The organism is Paenibacillus sp. FSL M8-0228 (genome assembly GCF_038007385.1).
Taxonomy (GTDB): Bacteria; Bacillota; Bacilli; order Paenibacillales; family Paenibacillaceae; genus Paenibacillus; species Paenibacillus polymyxa_D.
In genome coordinates this window covers 3,191,371-3,206,943 of record NZ_JBBOXA010000001.1, presented here as the reverse complement: position 1 = coordinate 3,206,943, position 15,573 = coordinate 3,191,371, and the positions used below count along the sequence as shown (strand labels likewise).

Sequence of the window (15,573 nt, the reverse complement as noted above, 5' to 3'; positions counted from 1 at the left end):
TCTCTATGCACACTATTCTTAAAGAGAACCACGTTTTCCTGTCTGTTAGATTTATAAAAAGAGTAAAATGGTAGCGACTGTTCAACTATGTGTGATATTTTAGATCCCCTTCGCTTGCTTAAATGATTCATAGCAGTAGTTAGGTGTGCTGTTTAACACAAAAAAGCAGGAAGAATTCCTCCCGCTTTTTGCATGGAAACAATTATTAACGTCTGCGTTGTCTATCGTTTACGCTAAACAAATTAACAGCCAGTGCGTTACCTCTTGCACGTGCAGTGGCTCTTTGATTGGAACGGATGTTCAATCTTCTTCTTCTTAAATCACGTCTGCAATGTCTTCTGCTCATAATATCACCTCCCTTCAAGAAATGAAGGTGCGGTTGAATCTTAGTGGCGTTTATGCTTACGCTTGGAAATTTTGATATTCAAGGCATTGGTTGCTAGTGCATTTCCGCTTCCTGTTTTAGCAGCTGCGGCTTGAAAGACTTTAACGACCAGATATCTGTTTTTCCCGATGCGATGCTTATACGTTTTAACTCTATTTCTGATCATCTGCATATCTCCTTTGCTTAGTTCTGCTATATACATATGTCAATTGTGATAGTAATGTATCAGCATAAATCTATTAGAAGCAAAAAGAAGCTAGTACCTATATCCCTAAAGGTTAACAAAAAAACTCATGCGAACCTGTCTTCGCCTTTTCAACTTTACGTTGCAGGAGATGTTACAGGCAGGTCGGCATGAGTCTAATGTGTAGAATAAAGATAATATGCAGTTTGTATGAAAATTATTTACTATTAAGGGTGTTAAGTTTTTTTTCGTAGTACGCCTCTTGGGCAAGAATATGATTCAGTTGTTCTGAGAGCTGTTTATATTCTTGGCTGGCCTCTGGGTAATTATTTCTTTCGGAAATTACAGCTTCAAGTTGCTTTTCTAAATACCTGAAATGGATGAGTATTTGTATGTACTGAATACGATCGTAGGTTGTTATGTGTGATTTCTCTTCTGCATACAAATGATCCATTGTTGGAACTGCACAGCTTATGACGATAAATATCATAACAAACGCTGAAATTATTATTTTTTTCATTTAATTCCTCCTACAGAGCTATGAGTAATTAATATACCATATTTAGCTAAAAGAAAGAACGATCTATTAGTTTTGCCCATAACAGTATAGCTGTTCAAGATCAGTGGGGGATTATTTGAGATGATGAGGCTGATTTTATAGTAGATACAATAGGAATAGGTTGCTAAAAGGAAAGAATAGTTGTGAGATACATAGTAAGCATAATAACAATACAAAACCGGCTTGCCCTAGGCAGCCGGTTTTGTATTAGGGGATAGAATAACGGGGAAGGAAGAACGAGAAATCAGTGGAAGTCCCGGAAGAGTCCTACAACTTTGCCCAAAATACTGACGTGTGTCAGACGAAGCGGTTCAAAGGCTGGATTTTCAGGTTGAAGCCGGATATGATCTTTTTCTTTGTAGAAGGTTTTAACTGTAGCTTCGTCTTCATCTGTCATAGCTACAACAATATCGCCATTATCAGCGGTCTGCTGCTGACGTACGATTACATAGTCTCCGTTAGCAATCCCAGCCTCAATCATGCTTTCGCCTACAACAGATAACATGAATATTTTATCCTCACCAACAAAGTGTTGGGGAAGAGGAAAGTAATCTTCAATATTTTCTGTCGCCGTAATAGGAAGACCAGCGGTTACTTTGCCGACGACGGGGACACGACTAATGGAGTAATTAATCAAGTTGCTGTTATCCGATTCGTCTTGACCGAGTAACTCAATAGCCCGTGGTTTTGTAGGATCGCGGCGAATGAGTCCTTTTTTCTCTAAACGATCCAAATGACCGTGAACCGTAGAACTGGAGGCCAATCCGACAGCCTCGCCTATTTCGCGTACAGAAGGGGGGTATCCCTTTAGACGCACTTCATTGCGGATAAATTCAAGAATGGCCTGCTGGCGGCTCGAAATCTTAGACATACCGTATCAACCCCATTTAGTAACGTTTGGGAAAATTATAGCATAGAACCTCCGTTCGTACAAACATAAGTTCTAAATAATCCCTAAAAATAATTGCGAACTTTTGTTCTCTTTTCTATTGAACAAAACAAACGTTCGTGTTATATTGTGAAAACATAAGAACAAACGTTTGGAGGACACAACCATGATGAAATATAGCACCTATCAAAGTATTTTTCCAATGAATATAGAAAATTTACAGGAGACCCGAAAAGAGGGTAGGGCGCGTTTTATGCAGATTATTACCCATACTCTTTTACTTAAGCTTCTTATTATAATGATTGTTGCTTGGATTGCAGGAGCAGGTGTACTTACGGTTTTCGCGGCTCCTTCAGCTTCCAAGGAAGAAGTGACTAAACTGACAGTACAACCTGGGGATACGTTGTGGCAGATTGCCGCGAATCATAAACCGGAACGAATGGATACACGGGTATATATAGAAGGAATTGTGCGGATTAACGGTTTAGAGGATCGGGGAGTGCAGGCAGGTCAGGTACTCAAGCTTCCTGACTTATGATCTATAGACTATTAGAGCTTGTCAGGGAGCGTAATGCGGGAGCCTTGACAAGCTCTTTTCTACATGTCAAAGTGTATTATATCTTTGCTTTTATGGAGGGGACACAATTTGGATATAGACAGCTTGGTACAGCGCATTAATGAATTAGCGCGCAAAGCAAAATCCGAGGGATTAACAGAAGAGGAAACCACAGAACGTGCCAACCTTCGGGAAATTTATTTAGGTAACATTCGCCGTAATTTTCGGCAGCAGCTAGAAACGATTGAATTTGTGGACGATGATACATCGAAGGGAAATGACGGGCTGAAGCATTAATGTTGTTAAAGCGCCCAAGCCTGCAATTTGCCTTTTGTTTTAGGTACCTCTCATGGTATCTATATAGATCAGCTTTGAGGCAATTGTTTTAATGTAATATATCTGGGAAGGAATTGAGAGATGGCCCGATCATTTGAAAGAAAAGTACGCAAAAACACAGCGCATTTAAATAAATCGCGCAAAAAGCAAGGTATTCAAACCATTAGCGGCGCAGGTTCTGCAATGGATATTTTCCGTGGACGTAACATTACTGTGCCAATTATGCTGGCTGGTCTTTCTGTATTGTACATGCTTATGAGTTACTTTTTGACTAAGACCGGTATGCGAGGGATGGATTGGCTTGTATTCGGCCTGTACTTGATGCTGGCTGTTATCTTTTTTATCCGTCGTCCTTATCTGAAAGTGGGAAAGGATACTCTCTATATGCTGAAAGGTGGTAGGGAACGTCCAATGACCGCTGGGGACATGAAAGCCATCAAGATTGAAAAGGGTTACGTAACCGTTGAAAGAAAAGGTAAGGGTGGTAATTTTATTTTCACAAAATCATTAGGTCGCTATGACACGGATGCCATTGCAGAGCGACTTGAGAAGTTTGCGCTATCCAATCAGATACAGGTTGACAAGAAATAACTGATTTAGCCTGTAGCTCTGTAACAAAGGCCGTATGATGTTATTTCATATAACATGCTACGGCCGCTTGCTTAATATGGGCACACATAACGATTCAAATGCTTAATCAAGCAAATAGGCGTACATATACTGTGGAAAGAGAGTGGATAATTCAGATGACGATTCAGGCGGTAATGTTTGATCTTGATGATACCCTTTTGTGGGATGAACGTAGTGTAGAAGAGGCATTTGATGCAGCGTGTCAAACAGGCTCCCGTGAAGCAGGTGTTGATCCAAAAGCTCTGGAGGAAGCCGTACGTAAAGAAGCACGCGCTTTGTATGAATCCTATGAAACCTTTAGTTTTACTCAAATGATCGGCATCAATCCGTTTGAAGGATTGTGGGCGAATTTTACAGCAGGTGAGCAGCCTGAATTCCGTCAATTGGAACAGTTGGCCCCTGTTTATCGAAAGGAATCATGGCGCAGAGGACTCCAGCAACTAGGGATAGATAATGAGAAGTTGGCGGAAAAGCTGGCTACCCAATTTGCTTCGGAAAGACGCGCGCGTCCCCATGTATATGAAGAAACGTTTGAAATTCTAGAACAATTGAAGGGACAGTACAAGCTGTTATTGTTGACAAACGGTTCCCCTGATTTACAACAGGAGAAACTGGATGGAGTTCCTCAATTAGCTCCTTTCTTTGATCATGTGGTCATTTCAGGTTCATTTGGTCGAGGCAAGCCGGATCCGTCTATATTCCAACATGCGTTGGGGCTTCTTGGTATTGAGCCCGAACATGCTTTAATGGTAGGAGATAAGCTGACGACTGATATTCAAGGAGCGTTGGCAGCAGGTGTTCACTCGGTGTGGGTGAACCGAAACGCCAAAACCAATACCACAGAGATCAAGCCGAAGTTTCAAATCAAGCATCTGTCTGAATTGGATGGAATTATTCAGTCGTTAAAGTAAGAAATCTACACCTTTAGAAACGAGTATTAAGAAAACTCCCTTCGCTCGATTGTCACAGAGCAGAGGGAGTTTTTTATTTACACAAGGATAAATTCGTAATTATGCTTTAATGAAGGTTGGATCTTCGAACGGTTCCGCAATCCAGCCATTTTCTTCAATGAACAAGCGGACTGCCACGATCTTTTGATTCTCCATTAAAGTGAAGAAGTGAGGTATATTTTCGGGTACGGAGATAACGTCCCCCGGTGAAAGCTCTACGTTAAAATAGCCGATCTCTTCAGGTCCTTTAATGATAAAGATGCCTTTACCAGCGACAATGGCACGGATTTCATCCTCGGTATGGGTGTGAATTTGCTCAAACTTGGCCAGCAGCTCGTCCAAATTCGGCGTTGCTTCAGATAGAGTGATAACGTCCCATATTTTATATCCGCGACGTGCGGCTAAATCCTTGATTTCGGGTTCAAATGTTTTGAGAACAGCGGCCTTTTGATCATCTGTTAAGGTAAAGTTCTCTTGCAGCTCCCCGGACAATTTGGAAGCATCCCAATGTTCATACAATATCTCGTGACTCTCCAGAAATTCACGTACTTGTTCTTCACCGTTAATTCTTTCATTCGTATTACGTATTAAGATTTCGGCCATGTATCTATTCACTCTTTTCCACTCGGATTAATGTTATATAAAGAATACCATGTCTTGAAACGTTGTACAATACAGGATTTCAACATTTTATAATGCAAATGGCTATAGCTAAAGGATACAGGGTTAAGTACGTTCTAAAATGCTACAAACTATAAAAATGGATTAGAGAAGTCATTTTTACAAAGAACAACCTGTATAAAACGTATGTTTTTACTTCAATCTATCTAAATGATACGGTTTCTGCTAAACTAGGATTTAACGTTTTGCGGGGGTGAAGAAATTTGGATAAAGTTAGCTTGCAGGATGCATTACAACGAAGAATACTCCTTCTTGATGGGGCCATGGGCACCATGATTCAACAGGAAGACCTTTCCCCCGATGATTTTGGTGGGGAAGAGCTGGAGGGCTGTAATGAAATGCTGGTCTTAACGAGACCGGATGTCATTCAAGGGATTCATGAAGCCTACTTGAAGGCTGGGGCAGACCTAATTGAAACGAATACATTTGGAGCAACATCCGTCGTTTTGGCGGATTACGATATACCGGAACGTGCCCGTGAAATTAATCTGGTGGCGGCCAAACTGGCGCGTAACGCGGTGGATAAATACAGCACTGCGGACAAGCCTCGCTTTGTAGTAGGAGCTATGGGCCCAACCACGAAAACCTTGTCTGTCACAGGTGGTGTTACATTTGCTGAGCTGATTGACAGCTATCAAGAGCAGGCCTTGGCGCTTATTGAAGGCGGCGTGGATGTACTCCTTTTGGAAACCTCACAGGATACGCTTAACGTCAAAGCTGGAAGTATCGGAATTCGGCAGGCTTTTGAACAGACAGGTATCGAGCTTCCGCTAATGATTTCAGGCACGATTGAGCCTATGGGAACGACGTTGGCCGGACAAAATATCGAATCCTTTTCCATATCACTGGAACACTTACATCCAATTTCGATTGGGTTGAATTGTGCTACAGGTCCAGAGTTTATGCGTGATCATATTCGCTCTCTGTCTGAAATGTCCTCTGCAGCTATTAGCTGTTATCCAAATGCGGGCTTGCCCGATGAAAATGGCCAATACCATGAATCGCCTGATTCATTAGCACGTAAAATGGCTGCTTTCGCTGAAAAAGGCTGGTTGAATATTGCTGGGGGATGTTGCGGTACCACGCCTGAGCATATTCGAGTTATGAGTGATAGTATGGCGCAGTTTGAGCCGCGTCCGCTGGTAGGTCATCATCCTCCTGCCGTATCAGGCATTGAGCCTGTATATATTGAACAGGACAATCGTCCGTATATGGTTGGTGAGCGAACAAATGTTCTGGGCTCCCGCAAATTCAAGCGTTTGATTGTGGAAGGCAAATATGAAGAGGCGTCTGAAATTGCCCGTGCTCAGGTAAAAAGCGGAGCGCATGTCATTGATATTTGTGTGCAGGACCCGGACCGCGATGAAATGACGGATATGGAAGCGTTTTTGAAACTGGTTGTAAACAAGGTAAAAGTACCTTTGGTGATAGATACAACGGATATTAAAGTCATTGATAAAGCACTTCAATATTCGCAAGGTAAGGCGATTATTAACTCCATTAATCTGGAGGATGGTGAAGAGAAATTTGAGAACATGGCTCCTCTTATTCATAAGTACGGCGCCGCTGTTGTTGTTGGTACGATTGATGAACGCGGACAGGCTATTTCACGTGAGGATAAGCTTGAGGTAGCTAAACGTTCTTATGATCTGTTGGTGAACCGTTACGGTTTGGCAGCGGAGGATCTAATTTTTGATACGCTTGTATTTCCAGTAGGAACAGGTGATGAGCAATATATCGGTTCAGCTAAGGAAACGATTGAGGGTATTCGCATTATTAAAGAGGCGCTTCCCGGAGTGCATACTATCTTGGGCATCAGTAACGTTTCTTTTGGTTTGCCGGAAGCGGGTCGTGAAGTGCTCAATTCCGTCTACTTATATGAATGTACCAAAGCAGGTCTGGACTATGCGATTGTAAACACTGAGAAGCTTGAGCGTTATGCATCCATTCCAGAGCATGAGCGGAAACTTGCGGAAGACTTGATCTATAAAACAAATGACGATACTTTATCCGCTTTTGTAGCAGCTTTCCGCAACAAGAAAGTGGAGAAAAAAGAAAAGATATCAAACCTTTCGCTCGAAGAACGACTGGCTTCCTATGTAGTGGAGGGAAGTAAGGAGGGACTCATTCCGGATCTGGAGCAAGCGCTCGTGAAATATTCTTCGCTGGAGATTATTAACGGCCCGCTGATGAAGGGAATGGAAGAAGTAGGACGACTGTTTAACAATAACGAACTGATTGTGGCAGAGGTGCTGCAAAGCGCTGAAGTGATGAAGGCGTCCGTAGCCTATTTAGAGCCGTTCATGGAGAAGAATGAATCCTCAGTAAAAGGTAAGATTTTGTTGGCTACAGTCAAAGGTGATGTGCATGACATTGGTAAGAATCTGGTGGAGATTATTCTATCCAACAATGGTTACCATATTGTGAATCTGGGTATAAAAGTACCACCAGAACGCATTATTGAGGCTTACCGTGAAGAAAAGGCCGACATGATTGGCTTATCCGGGTTGCTTGTTAAATCGGCACAACAAATGGTGCTGACCGCACAGGATTTGAAAAATGCGAATATTGATATTCCAATAATGGTGGGTGGAGCTGCTTTAACACGTAAGTTCACTAAAAATCGTATCCGTCCTGAGTATGATGGTCTGGTTGCCTATGCAAAGGATGCTATGGATGGCCTGGATATTGCCAATAAGCTTATGAATCCTGAGTCCCGTAAAAAAATGGCCGAGGAGATGGAGGCTGAGCGAGAAGCTGAAGCGGCAATCGTCGTGGAAGCCAAGCCGCTCCCTAAACTCACTCGAGCTGTGCGCTCTAACATTGCTCAGGATATGCCCGTCTATATTCCACCAGATACGGATCGCCATGTACTGCGTAACTATCCACTGAATTATATTTTGCCTTACGTGAATATGCAGATGCTAATGGGGCATCATCTTGGTTTAAAAGGCAATGTTGAGCAGCTGCTGGCTTCGGAAGATCCGAAAGCGATTCAGTTGAAGGAAACCGTGGACAGCATCATGTTTGAAGCTGTGACAGACGGAATCATCCAGGCACATGCCATGTATCGTTTCTTTCCAGCGCAGTCGCAAGGGAATCAAATTCTGATCTATGATCCGTCGGATGTGAGCAAGGTACTGCACACATTTACATTTCCGCGCCAGCAGGTAGAGCCTTATCTGTGTCTGGCTGATTTCTTGAAATCAGTGGAATCCGGAGTTATGGACTATGTAGGTTTCATGGTCGTTACAGCTGGTCATGGGATTCAGCAGATATCTACCCAGTGGAAAGATAAAGGGGATTATCTGCGCTCGCATGCACTTCAAGCGGTAGCACTCGAAGTAGCAGAAGGGTTAGCGGAACGACTTCACCATATTATCAGGGATAGCTGGGGTTTTCCGGACCCTGCCGATATGACAATGAAACAGCGGCACGGTGCCAGATATCAAGGCATTCGGGTATCCTTTGGCTACCCTGCATGTCCAGATCTGGAGGAACAGGGGCCGTTGTTCCAGTTGTTAAAACCTGAGGATATTGGCGTTGAGCTGACGGAAGGGTTTATGATGGAACCGGAGGCTTCTGTATCAGCCATGGTGTTCAGCCACCCTCAGGCGCAGTATTTTAACGTCGAAAAGGTTTAACACCTTTATCAGATGGGATAGCAAATACCCTCCGAGCTTCGGAGGTTTTTTGCTGGTCAGCAGGAAGAAGGTTAATGTTATGGAATTTTATTTTCTCGGTACAAATGCAGGGGTGCCTACGATTCAGCGAAATGTAACGTCCATCGCTCTTCGTTTGCTGGAAGAACGAAGAAGCATGTGGCTGTTCGACTGCGGTGAAGGCACTCAACAAGAGGTATTGCGTTCGCCGCTCAAACTAAGCAGACTTGAAAAAATATTTATCACCCATTTGCATGGGGATCATCTTTTTGGTCTGCCGGGGCTGCTGTCGAGCAGAGCGTACCAGGGGGGAACGACACCACTGACGGTATATGGACCGCCTGGAATCCAGCAATATATCGAGCTATCTTTAGGGATCAGCCAATCGCGTATCAATTACCAACTACATATTGTGGAGCATACGGGCGGGGTTCTGTTTGATGACGGACAATTCCGGGTAGAGTCAGCTTTGCTGGATCATCGGATCGACAGCTATGGCTACCGAGTTGTAGAGATGGATAAGCCCGGTAAGCTTAACCAAGAACTGTTGGAGCGATATGGAATCAAGCCCGGCCCGGTGTACGGTAAGTTAAAGCGTGGGGAAAGCGTGGAGGTAGAGGGTGGAGTTATTTTGCACCCTCAGGATGTTTTGGGTTCGCCGAAAAAGGGGCGTATCATCACGATTTTGGGGGATACGAGACCTTGCCCGAATACGGTAGTGCTGGCTCAAGATGCAACTGTCGTCGTTCATGAAGCCACTTTTCTGCATGAACTGGCAGATACAGCGTACGAGTATCATCATAGTACGGCGCTTCAGGCAGCGGAGGCTGCAAAAGCCGCAGGTGCGGGTCAGCTAATCATGACACATTTTAGTTCTAGGTATAAAGATCAGGAGCAGCTTCAGCCATTGCTGGAGGAAGCGCGAAGCATATTTCCCAATTCATTGCTTGCGGAGCAGCATGTGTTGTTACCGGTACCCGATATCGGTTAATAAACGATTGGAGAAAGATATGTGCATGGGTACCGGGGCTTGCTCCGGTGCCTTTGTTTTTCACCGAAATTATTTTCCGGGAAAGCGCAGGATGCGACAAGAGATGAGAACCCGCACACGGTGGTGGGGATGAATTTGTTCTACCACATATGGAGGCATGTCATATTCGCGTTTCTATATATCGAATTTAAAGGATTTTATGTCTTGAGCATGACCAGGAAATACAGAAGATTTCCTTTGAGGAAATAGCGCCTTCGATGGATTTCGACGAAGATGTGAACTTATGTCATGTGAAAGCGACGGCTTTTAGCGAGGAATGGCGCTATTTTGCACGGTTTACCAGCAATTCATGGACTTCATAAGCATTTTTGACTTAAGATAGATGAGATGAATGGAGACGGCCGATTATTTTATGACCTGAATCATTAAGGTGGTTAAATAAGAAGGAGAACATCGTTCATAGGATGAATTATAATTTTCAATGCTATGATGTGAATGGATTTGAAGTGGGGGAGGGGATTGCGATAAAATCGTTACTAATTGATCTGGATGGAACCCTTTATCATGGAAATCGGATGATCAAGGGTGCGGATCTGTTCATATCCCGATTGCGTACAGACCAGATACCTTATGCTTATGTTACAAACAATGCTTCACGCACACCCGAATCGGTGGCTGAGCATTTGGTTGGTATGGGAATTAAAGCGGCCAGCCATGAAGTATATACTTCGGCGTTAGCAGCTGCACAATATGTAGCACAGCAAAGTCCTGGAGCTCGTGTATATTGTATTGGTGAGACAGGATTACGTGATGCACTCACAGGAGCCGGTTTGCAGCTTGTTGAGAACCATCCTGATTATGTGGTGCAGGGGATAGATCGTCAATTTACATATGATGCGCTGGCCGCTGCCATGCGTTGGATTCGGGAAGGAGCCACTTTTATTTTGACAAACCCGGATCTCCAATTGCCTTCACATGATGGGCTAACGCCAGGAGCAGGTACGATTGGAGCAGCAATTGAAGCGGCTTCACAGGTAAAGCCTATTGTCATCGGTAAGCCTTCAAGCGTATTGATGAATTATGCACTGAACCGCTTAAACATTAGGGCGGATGAAGCTCTGGTTGTGGGCGATAATATGCTTACAGATATTGCGGCAGGTGCAGCAGCAGGTTGTAAAACAGCTCTGATCCTGTCGGGCGTGACGACCCGCGCTAATATGGACGAGCATGTGCGTACCGTTGGAGTAAAACCTGACCTGATGTTTGAAAATCTCGCTGAATTGCAGGACTGGATGAAAGAAGAGCTGAGATAATAGAAAAAAGTATATGTCTTAGAAAACTTGCGAGCATTAAAAGCTATGTAGCTACGAAAGGAAAGATGTTGATATGCCGGAACTTCCTGAAATGGAAAACTACAGAATCTTATTATCCAAACAAATTTTGGACATTCCGATTACTGGAGTGACGGTTAGCCGTGAAAAGTCCATTAATACTGAAGTGGAAACGTTTGAGAAGCAATTGCTCGGAACGACCGTTGTATATTTAGAGCGTCGAGGCAAGCATTTGATTTTTCATTTAAACACGGGCGGGCGGCTCGTACTTCATCTGATGTTGGGAGGGCTGTTATTTCTGGGAACGGAGGAGCAGCGTCCAGATCGTACAGTTCAGATCGAATTAGATTTTAGTGGAGTAAAGCTTTATTTTATCGGACTGCGCTTAGGTTATCTGCACTTGCTGACGGCTAAAGAAACAGAGGAGGCTTTGTCAGACCTGGGACCTGACCCGTTAGACCGCCGCATGACGTTGGAAAAGTTTACAGCACGGCTGAAGGGACGCCGGGGGATTTTAAAAACAACACTGGTGAATCAGCAGATTTTTTCAGGTATTGGCAATTGTTATTCGGACGAAATTGCTTATATCGCCGGATTTACACCGGGTTCCAAAGTACAAAACATTGTGCAGTCGCCAGAAAAAGTGGAAAAGCTATACCATGCCACTCAATCCGTACTACGTGAAGCTACTGCGGAAGGCGGGTACATGGAAATGCCTCTAATGGAGGGAGACACGCTAACAGGTGGATTTGATCATCAGTGTCGAGTATATGACCGCGAAGGAGAAGAATCTCCAAGTGGCGGAAAAATTGTAAGGGTTGAACTGGCGGGGAAAAAAGCATTTTATTGCCCGGTACAGCAGCATGATGCCTAAATTGCTCATCGGCTCCCATGTGAGTACGCGTGGTGGCTTTTCCAAAGCCGCTATGCGTGCGCGAGAGCAGGGGGGACGTTCATTTCAATATTTCCCGAAAAATCCTCGTAGTCTGAGACTGAAGGAATGGAGTGCTACTGATGCTGCTGCTTGCAACGCTTACTGTGTAGAGCACCAGCTTCAATCCATTGCTCATTCGCCATATCCCGTTAATCCGGCTCATGGGTCTGAGCGTGGTCAGGAACTTTATGAGCTGACGATTGCTTCATTACGCAATGATCTGGATATTGCTGAAGCCTGTGGGTCAAAAGGGATTGTCGTTCATTTTGGTCACATGCATTCGTTAGACCCTCTAGAGGGCTATCGTAACATCATTAACTGTTTTAATGATGTACTGGAAGGCTGGCAGGGAAATGCTAAAATATTGATTGAAAATCAGGCGGGGGATCATGGACCTATGGGAACCACGCTTGAGGAAATGGTGCAAATCCGTCAGTTGTGCCGGTATCCTGACAGTATCGGCTTTTGCTTGGACACTTGTCATGCGTATGCAGCAGGATTGTGGAACGGTGGAATGGACGAGGCTTTGATCGATAAAGGAAACCGTCTCGGCTATTGGTCAGCTCTATGCGGAGTTCATTTGAACGATTCTAAATACCCGTATGGCTCTAAAAAAGACAGACACGCTCGTGTGGGGCAAGGTTACATTGGTACTGAGGGCATGCGCTGGATGACAGATCAGGAGGCTGTAAGAGGCATTCCTATCGTTTTGGAGAGTGAGACGGGACCTGATGGAACACATCAGGAGGATATTCAAATGATTCTAAGCTGGGAGTAAATCAATCTGATTGATAATAACTATCTTTGAGGCATGTGAGCTTGCATATATGGGAAAAGGAGGAGAAGTTGATGTATTTGTTTATGGACGATTATCGGCCTTGTCCTCCGGGCTTTAAGCTGGCAAGAGATGCGGAAGAGTGTCTGCTGCTGCTTCATGAATATCCTATTACGATACTATCGCTAGATTATGATTTGGGTTCAGGTCAACCCACGGGAAAAGATGTGGCTGCTGCTATCGCAGGGAAACGGTTATATCCGCGTGAAATTTACTTGCATTCCTCCAGTCCAGAGGGGCGGCGAGCCATGTATGAGCTGCTCTATGCGAATAAGCCAGAGGGAGTCACCGTGCATAATGGGCCCATACCCGAGGAGCGTATGCGAGAGATCAGAAAAGGGTCTGAACAATGAAAGAGATCGGACAAAAAGACGCGCGCCGTGCCATATGGGAGGGATGCAAGCTGGCTTTGTTTGTGTACACTCCCATGTGCGGAACATGCGCGGCTGCCCGTAAGATGCTGGAGGTAGCAGAGCATTTGCTCCCCGAAGGAGCAGTGGTGCAGAGCAACATTAACTATATTCCTGAACTGGTACAGGAGTACCGGATATCCAGCGTTCCCGCGCTTCTTATATATAATGGTGAAAACAATAATCCTGAAATCATCTACAAAATGGAATCTGTAGAACACTTGCTGAGCAAAATAAGGAGCGTGATGGAATGATATCCATGAAGAGCATTACGTTGCAGCGGGAAGAAAGACGGATATTGGACGATGTAAGCCTGGATATACGAGAAGGTCAACATTGGGCTATTCTGGGTCGCAATGGTTCCGGTAAAACAACTTTGCTGGAAATGATGACAGGGTATATGTTTCCAAGTCGTGGTACGGTTGAAGTGCTTGGGCAAATGTATGGTCAATGTGATGTGCGGGAGGTCCGCAAGCAGATCGGATATATCAGTCAGACCTTATTGGAAAAGCTGGCGCTAAAAGATCCAGTTTGGGAAGTAGTCGCTACAGGTGCGTATGCTTTTTTGCGCTTTTATCAGGAAATTCCAACAGAGGCAAAAGAAAAGGCCATATCTTTGCTGGAGGGTATGAATTTAGGTGACTTGATTCATCATCCGCTGGGGACGTTATCTCAAGGAGAACGTAAAAAGGTGATGTTGGCCCGCTCACTGATGGCGGAACCCCGTCTGCTAATTATGGACGAGCCTTGTGCTGGGTTGGATCTATTTGAGCGGGAAAAAATGCTGGTCGAGATTGATCGGCTCCGCAAGCGGGACTTATCAGTGGTCTATGTGACTCATCACATTGAGGAGATTGTCCCCCTATTTACACATGTTGCATTGATTCGTGATGGTAAGGTTGCAGCAGCTGGACCGAAAAAAGAAGTTTTAACGAAAGAATTGATTATGCACACATATGAAGTTTCGGTTGAGCTGGATTGGGATGGAGAACGTCCCTGGATTCGGGTGTGCGCTGGAGGGTAATGTTATTTTGGAGGAACTATATATGAGTACAGATGAACAAAGTGAATCTACTTTGTCATCATCAAGATTTATTTGTACGGCCAATCACGGTTTTGCACCCTATGCTCAAGAGGAGCTTAGAAGAATATTTGGCTCTGTGAAAAGTACGATGCTTTTACCTGGTGAAATTTTTCTGGCTACATTACCTGCGGAAGAAATTGAGACAGTGAGGACAATTACAGGTCAGCCGCCGATGTTTTTACGTCACTTGTTTCCTGTTCATTTTCAGGAAGAAGGAACGGATCTGGTTCAGGTGCAGGAGCGTCTGGTTGCATTCATCCGTAACCGCAAGGAACTGATGGATCAACGTGTTTCTTTACAGGTGCGCAAAGGATCTAATAGCAGCTGGACTGAAAGCGCAGGTGCACTTAAGCAGGCTTTGAGTGAACAATTAAGTGATCTACCTATGGAGCAAACAGTACAAGGCGCCGATGTTATTGTGTCCGTTTTTGCAGATACAGATACGTGGTATGCAGGTGTATCACGTCCTGAGGACAACCTATCGGATTGGAGCGGAGGTGCGGTTCGTTTTCAGAAAGAAGACGGACAAATTTCCCGTGCCAAATTCAAGCTATTGGAAGCAGAAGTAACGTTCGGCATAGATTTTGGCGCTTTCCATCAGGGACTGGATATTGGGGCAGCACCGGGTGGATGGACTTCCTTCTTACTGGAGCGGGGACTGAAAGTTACTGCGGTTGATCCGGCAAAGATGGAGCCATCACTGATGAAGTACGCCAATCTGACTTTTTTGCGTAAAAATGCAAGTGAAGTCAAATTTAAAGAGAATTCGTTCGATCTGCTGGTTTGTGATATGAGCTGGAGTCCTAAGCAAATGGCAAGGCTTGTTACTGATTTACTATATAGTTTGCGAAGTGGTGGTACTGCTATCGTTACGGTCAAGCTAATGCATAAAAAGCCCTTGGCGCTCATTCATGATGTAATTGCTTCATTTGAGGAGTCCGGCATGCAGATTCAGCGAGCTAAGCAGCTATTCCATAATCGAGATGAGATTACCCTGTACATGATTAAGTATGGAAAATAACACTTTACAATAGATACAGGTGTGCTATATAATAAATCCAAATTGTTCCTTAAAAATAATAATGATGTTTAAATCAAGGGAAAGCATCCCGCGAAACGGTTTTCATGGCGACATGGAAATTTGATTTTGCGGCAG

At 44.3% G+C, this 15,573-nt stretch carries 18 protein-coding genes; 13 read left to right on the top strand and 5 right to left on the bottom strand.

All coding sequences use genetic code 11. The features are described from left to right. Nucleotides 1-205: 205 nt before the first annotated feature. The 4 genes from MKY98_RS14140 to lexA form a co-directional block, all read right to left on the bottom strand. Nucleotides 206-346: a hypothetical protein gene (locus MKY98_RS14140; protein WP_165146693.1), complete on the bottom strand. Its 141-nt coding sequence runs from the start codon at nt 344-346 to the stop codon at nt 206-208. Nucleotides 347-386: 40 nt separating this feature from the next. Continuing rightward, nucleotides 387-551 carry a hypothetical protein gene (locus MKY98_RS14135; protein ID WP_013310546.1) on the bottom strand — a complete coding sequence of 55 codons (165 nt, stop codon included), beginning with the start codon at nt 549-551 and terminating at the stop codon, nt 387-389. Between the two features lie 235 nt (nt 552-786). After that, on the bottom strand, nt 787-1,089 hold the full coding sequence (locus MKY98_RS14130) for a hypothetical protein (RefSeq protein ID WP_069011695.1): 303 nt from the start codon (nt 1,087-1,089) through the stop codon (nt 787-789). Between the two features lie 283 nt (nt 1,090-1,372). After that, complete coding sequence (gene lexA / locus MKY98_RS14125) at nt 1,373-1,999, bottom strand: transcriptional repressor LexA (RefSeq protein WP_013310545.1); 627 nt, start codon at nt 1,997-1,999, stop codon at nt 1,373-1,375. A gap of 187 nt (nt 2,000-2,186) precedes the next feature. Here lexA and MKY98_RS14120 point away from each other — a divergent pair, with 187 nt between their 5' ends. From MKY98_RS14120 to MKY98_RS14105, 4 genes are all read left to right on the top strand, one after another. Next, nucleotides 2,187-2,555 (top strand): LysM peptidoglycan-binding domain-containing protein, encoded by a 369-nt coding sequence (locus tag MKY98_RS14120; protein ID WP_049816988.1) that lies wholly within the window; start codon nt 2,187-2,189, stop codon nt 2,553-2,555. A gap of 108 nt (nt 2,556-2,663) precedes the next feature. Then, nucleotides 2,664-2,870, top strand: a complete 207-nt coding sequence (locus MKY98_RS14115; protein ID WP_029517413.1) for a DUF896 domain-containing protein — start codon at nt 2,664-2,666, stop codon at nt 2,868-2,870. A 120-nt stretch (nt 2,871-2,990) separates the two neighbouring features. Further along, nucleotides 2,991-3,500: a hypothetical protein gene (locus tag MKY98_RS14110; RefSeq protein ID WP_025724118.1), complete on the top strand. Its 510-nt coding sequence runs from the start codon at nt 2,991-2,993 to the stop codon at nt 3,498-3,500. Between the two features lie 155 nt (nt 3,501-3,655). Then, the gene (locus tag MKY98_RS14105; protein WP_029517414.1) at nt 3,656-4,450 is read left to right on the top strand and encodes an HAD family hydrolase; all 795 of its coding nucleotides are present in this window, start codon (nt 3,656-3,658) and stop codon (nt 4,448-4,450) included. Between the two features lie 99 nt (nt 4,451-4,549). Here MKY98_RS14105 and MKY98_RS14100 read toward each other — a convergent pair whose 3' ends face one another. Further along, on the bottom strand, nt 4,550-5,092 hold the full coding sequence (locus MKY98_RS14100) for a 1,2-dihydroxy-3-keto-5-methylthiopentene dioxygenase (RefSeq protein WP_069011697.1): 543 nt from the start codon (nt 5,090-5,092) through the stop codon (nt 4,550-4,552). Between the two features lie 281 nt (nt 5,093-5,373). Between MKY98_RS14100 and metH the strand changes: the two genes are divergently transcribed. From metH to MKY98_RS14055, 9 genes are all read left to right on the top strand, one after another. Next, nucleotides 5,374-8,814 (top strand): methionine synthase, encoded by a 3,441-nt coding sequence (gene metH, locus MKY98_RS14095; protein ID WP_069011699.1) that lies wholly within the window; start codon nt 5,374-5,376, stop codon nt 8,812-8,814. Nucleotides 8,815-8,893: 79 nt separating this feature from the next. Further along, nucleotides 8,894-9,823 (top strand): ribonuclease Z, encoded by a 930-nt coding sequence (gene rnz / locus MKY98_RS14090; protein ID WP_029517417.1) that lies wholly within the window; start codon nt 8,894-8,896, stop codon nt 9,821-9,823. 464 nt (nt 9,824-10,287) lie between these two features. Next, on the top strand, nt 10,288-11,136 hold the full coding sequence (locus MKY98_RS14085) for a TIGR01457 family HAD-type hydrolase (RefSeq protein WP_081317588.1): 849 nt from the start codon (nt 10,288-10,290) through the stop codon (nt 11,134-11,136). Between the two features lie 73 nt (nt 11,137-11,209). Next, entirely contained in the window at nt 11,210-12,028 is an 819-nt protein-coding gene (locus tag MKY98_RS14080; RefSeq protein WP_025724124.1) for an Fpg/Nei family DNA glycosylase, read from the top strand. After that, a complete protein-coding gene (locus tag MKY98_RS14075) occupies nt 12,018-12,866 on the top strand; it encodes a deoxyribonuclease IV (RefSeq protein ID WP_176715736.1) in 849 nt (282 codons plus the stop codon). Before MKY98_RS14080 ends, MKY98_RS14075 begins: the two co-directional genes overlap by 11 nt. A gap of 71 nt (nt 12,867-12,937) precedes the next feature. Further along, complete coding sequence (locus MKY98_RS14070; protein ID WP_029517420.1) at nt 12,938-13,276, top strand: cyclic-phosphate processing receiver domain-containing protein; 339 nt, start codon at nt 12,938-12,940, stop codon at nt 13,274-13,276. Then, entirely contained in the window at nt 13,273-13,587 is a 315-nt protein-coding gene (locus MKY98_RS14065) for a thioredoxin family protein (protein WP_029517421.1), read from the top strand. The genes MKY98_RS14070 and MKY98_RS14065 overlap by 4 nt, the downstream gene beginning before the upstream one ends. Then, nucleotides 13,584-14,357 carry an ABC transporter ATP-binding protein gene (locus tag MKY98_RS14060; RefSeq protein WP_029517422.1) on the top strand — a complete coding sequence of 258 codons (774 nt, stop codon included), beginning with the start codon at nt 13,584-13,586 and terminating at the stop codon, nt 14,355-14,357. The genes MKY98_RS14065 and MKY98_RS14060 overlap by 4 nt, the downstream gene beginning before the upstream one ends. 22 nt (nt 14,358-14,379) lie before the next feature. Then, nucleotides 14,380-15,438, top strand: a complete 1,059-nt coding sequence (locus tag MKY98_RS14055) for an SAM-dependent methyltransferase (RefSeq protein ID WP_029517423.1) — start codon at nt 14,380-14,382, stop codon at nt 15,436-15,438. The last annotated feature ends 135 nt before the right edge of the window (nt 15,439-15,573 follow it).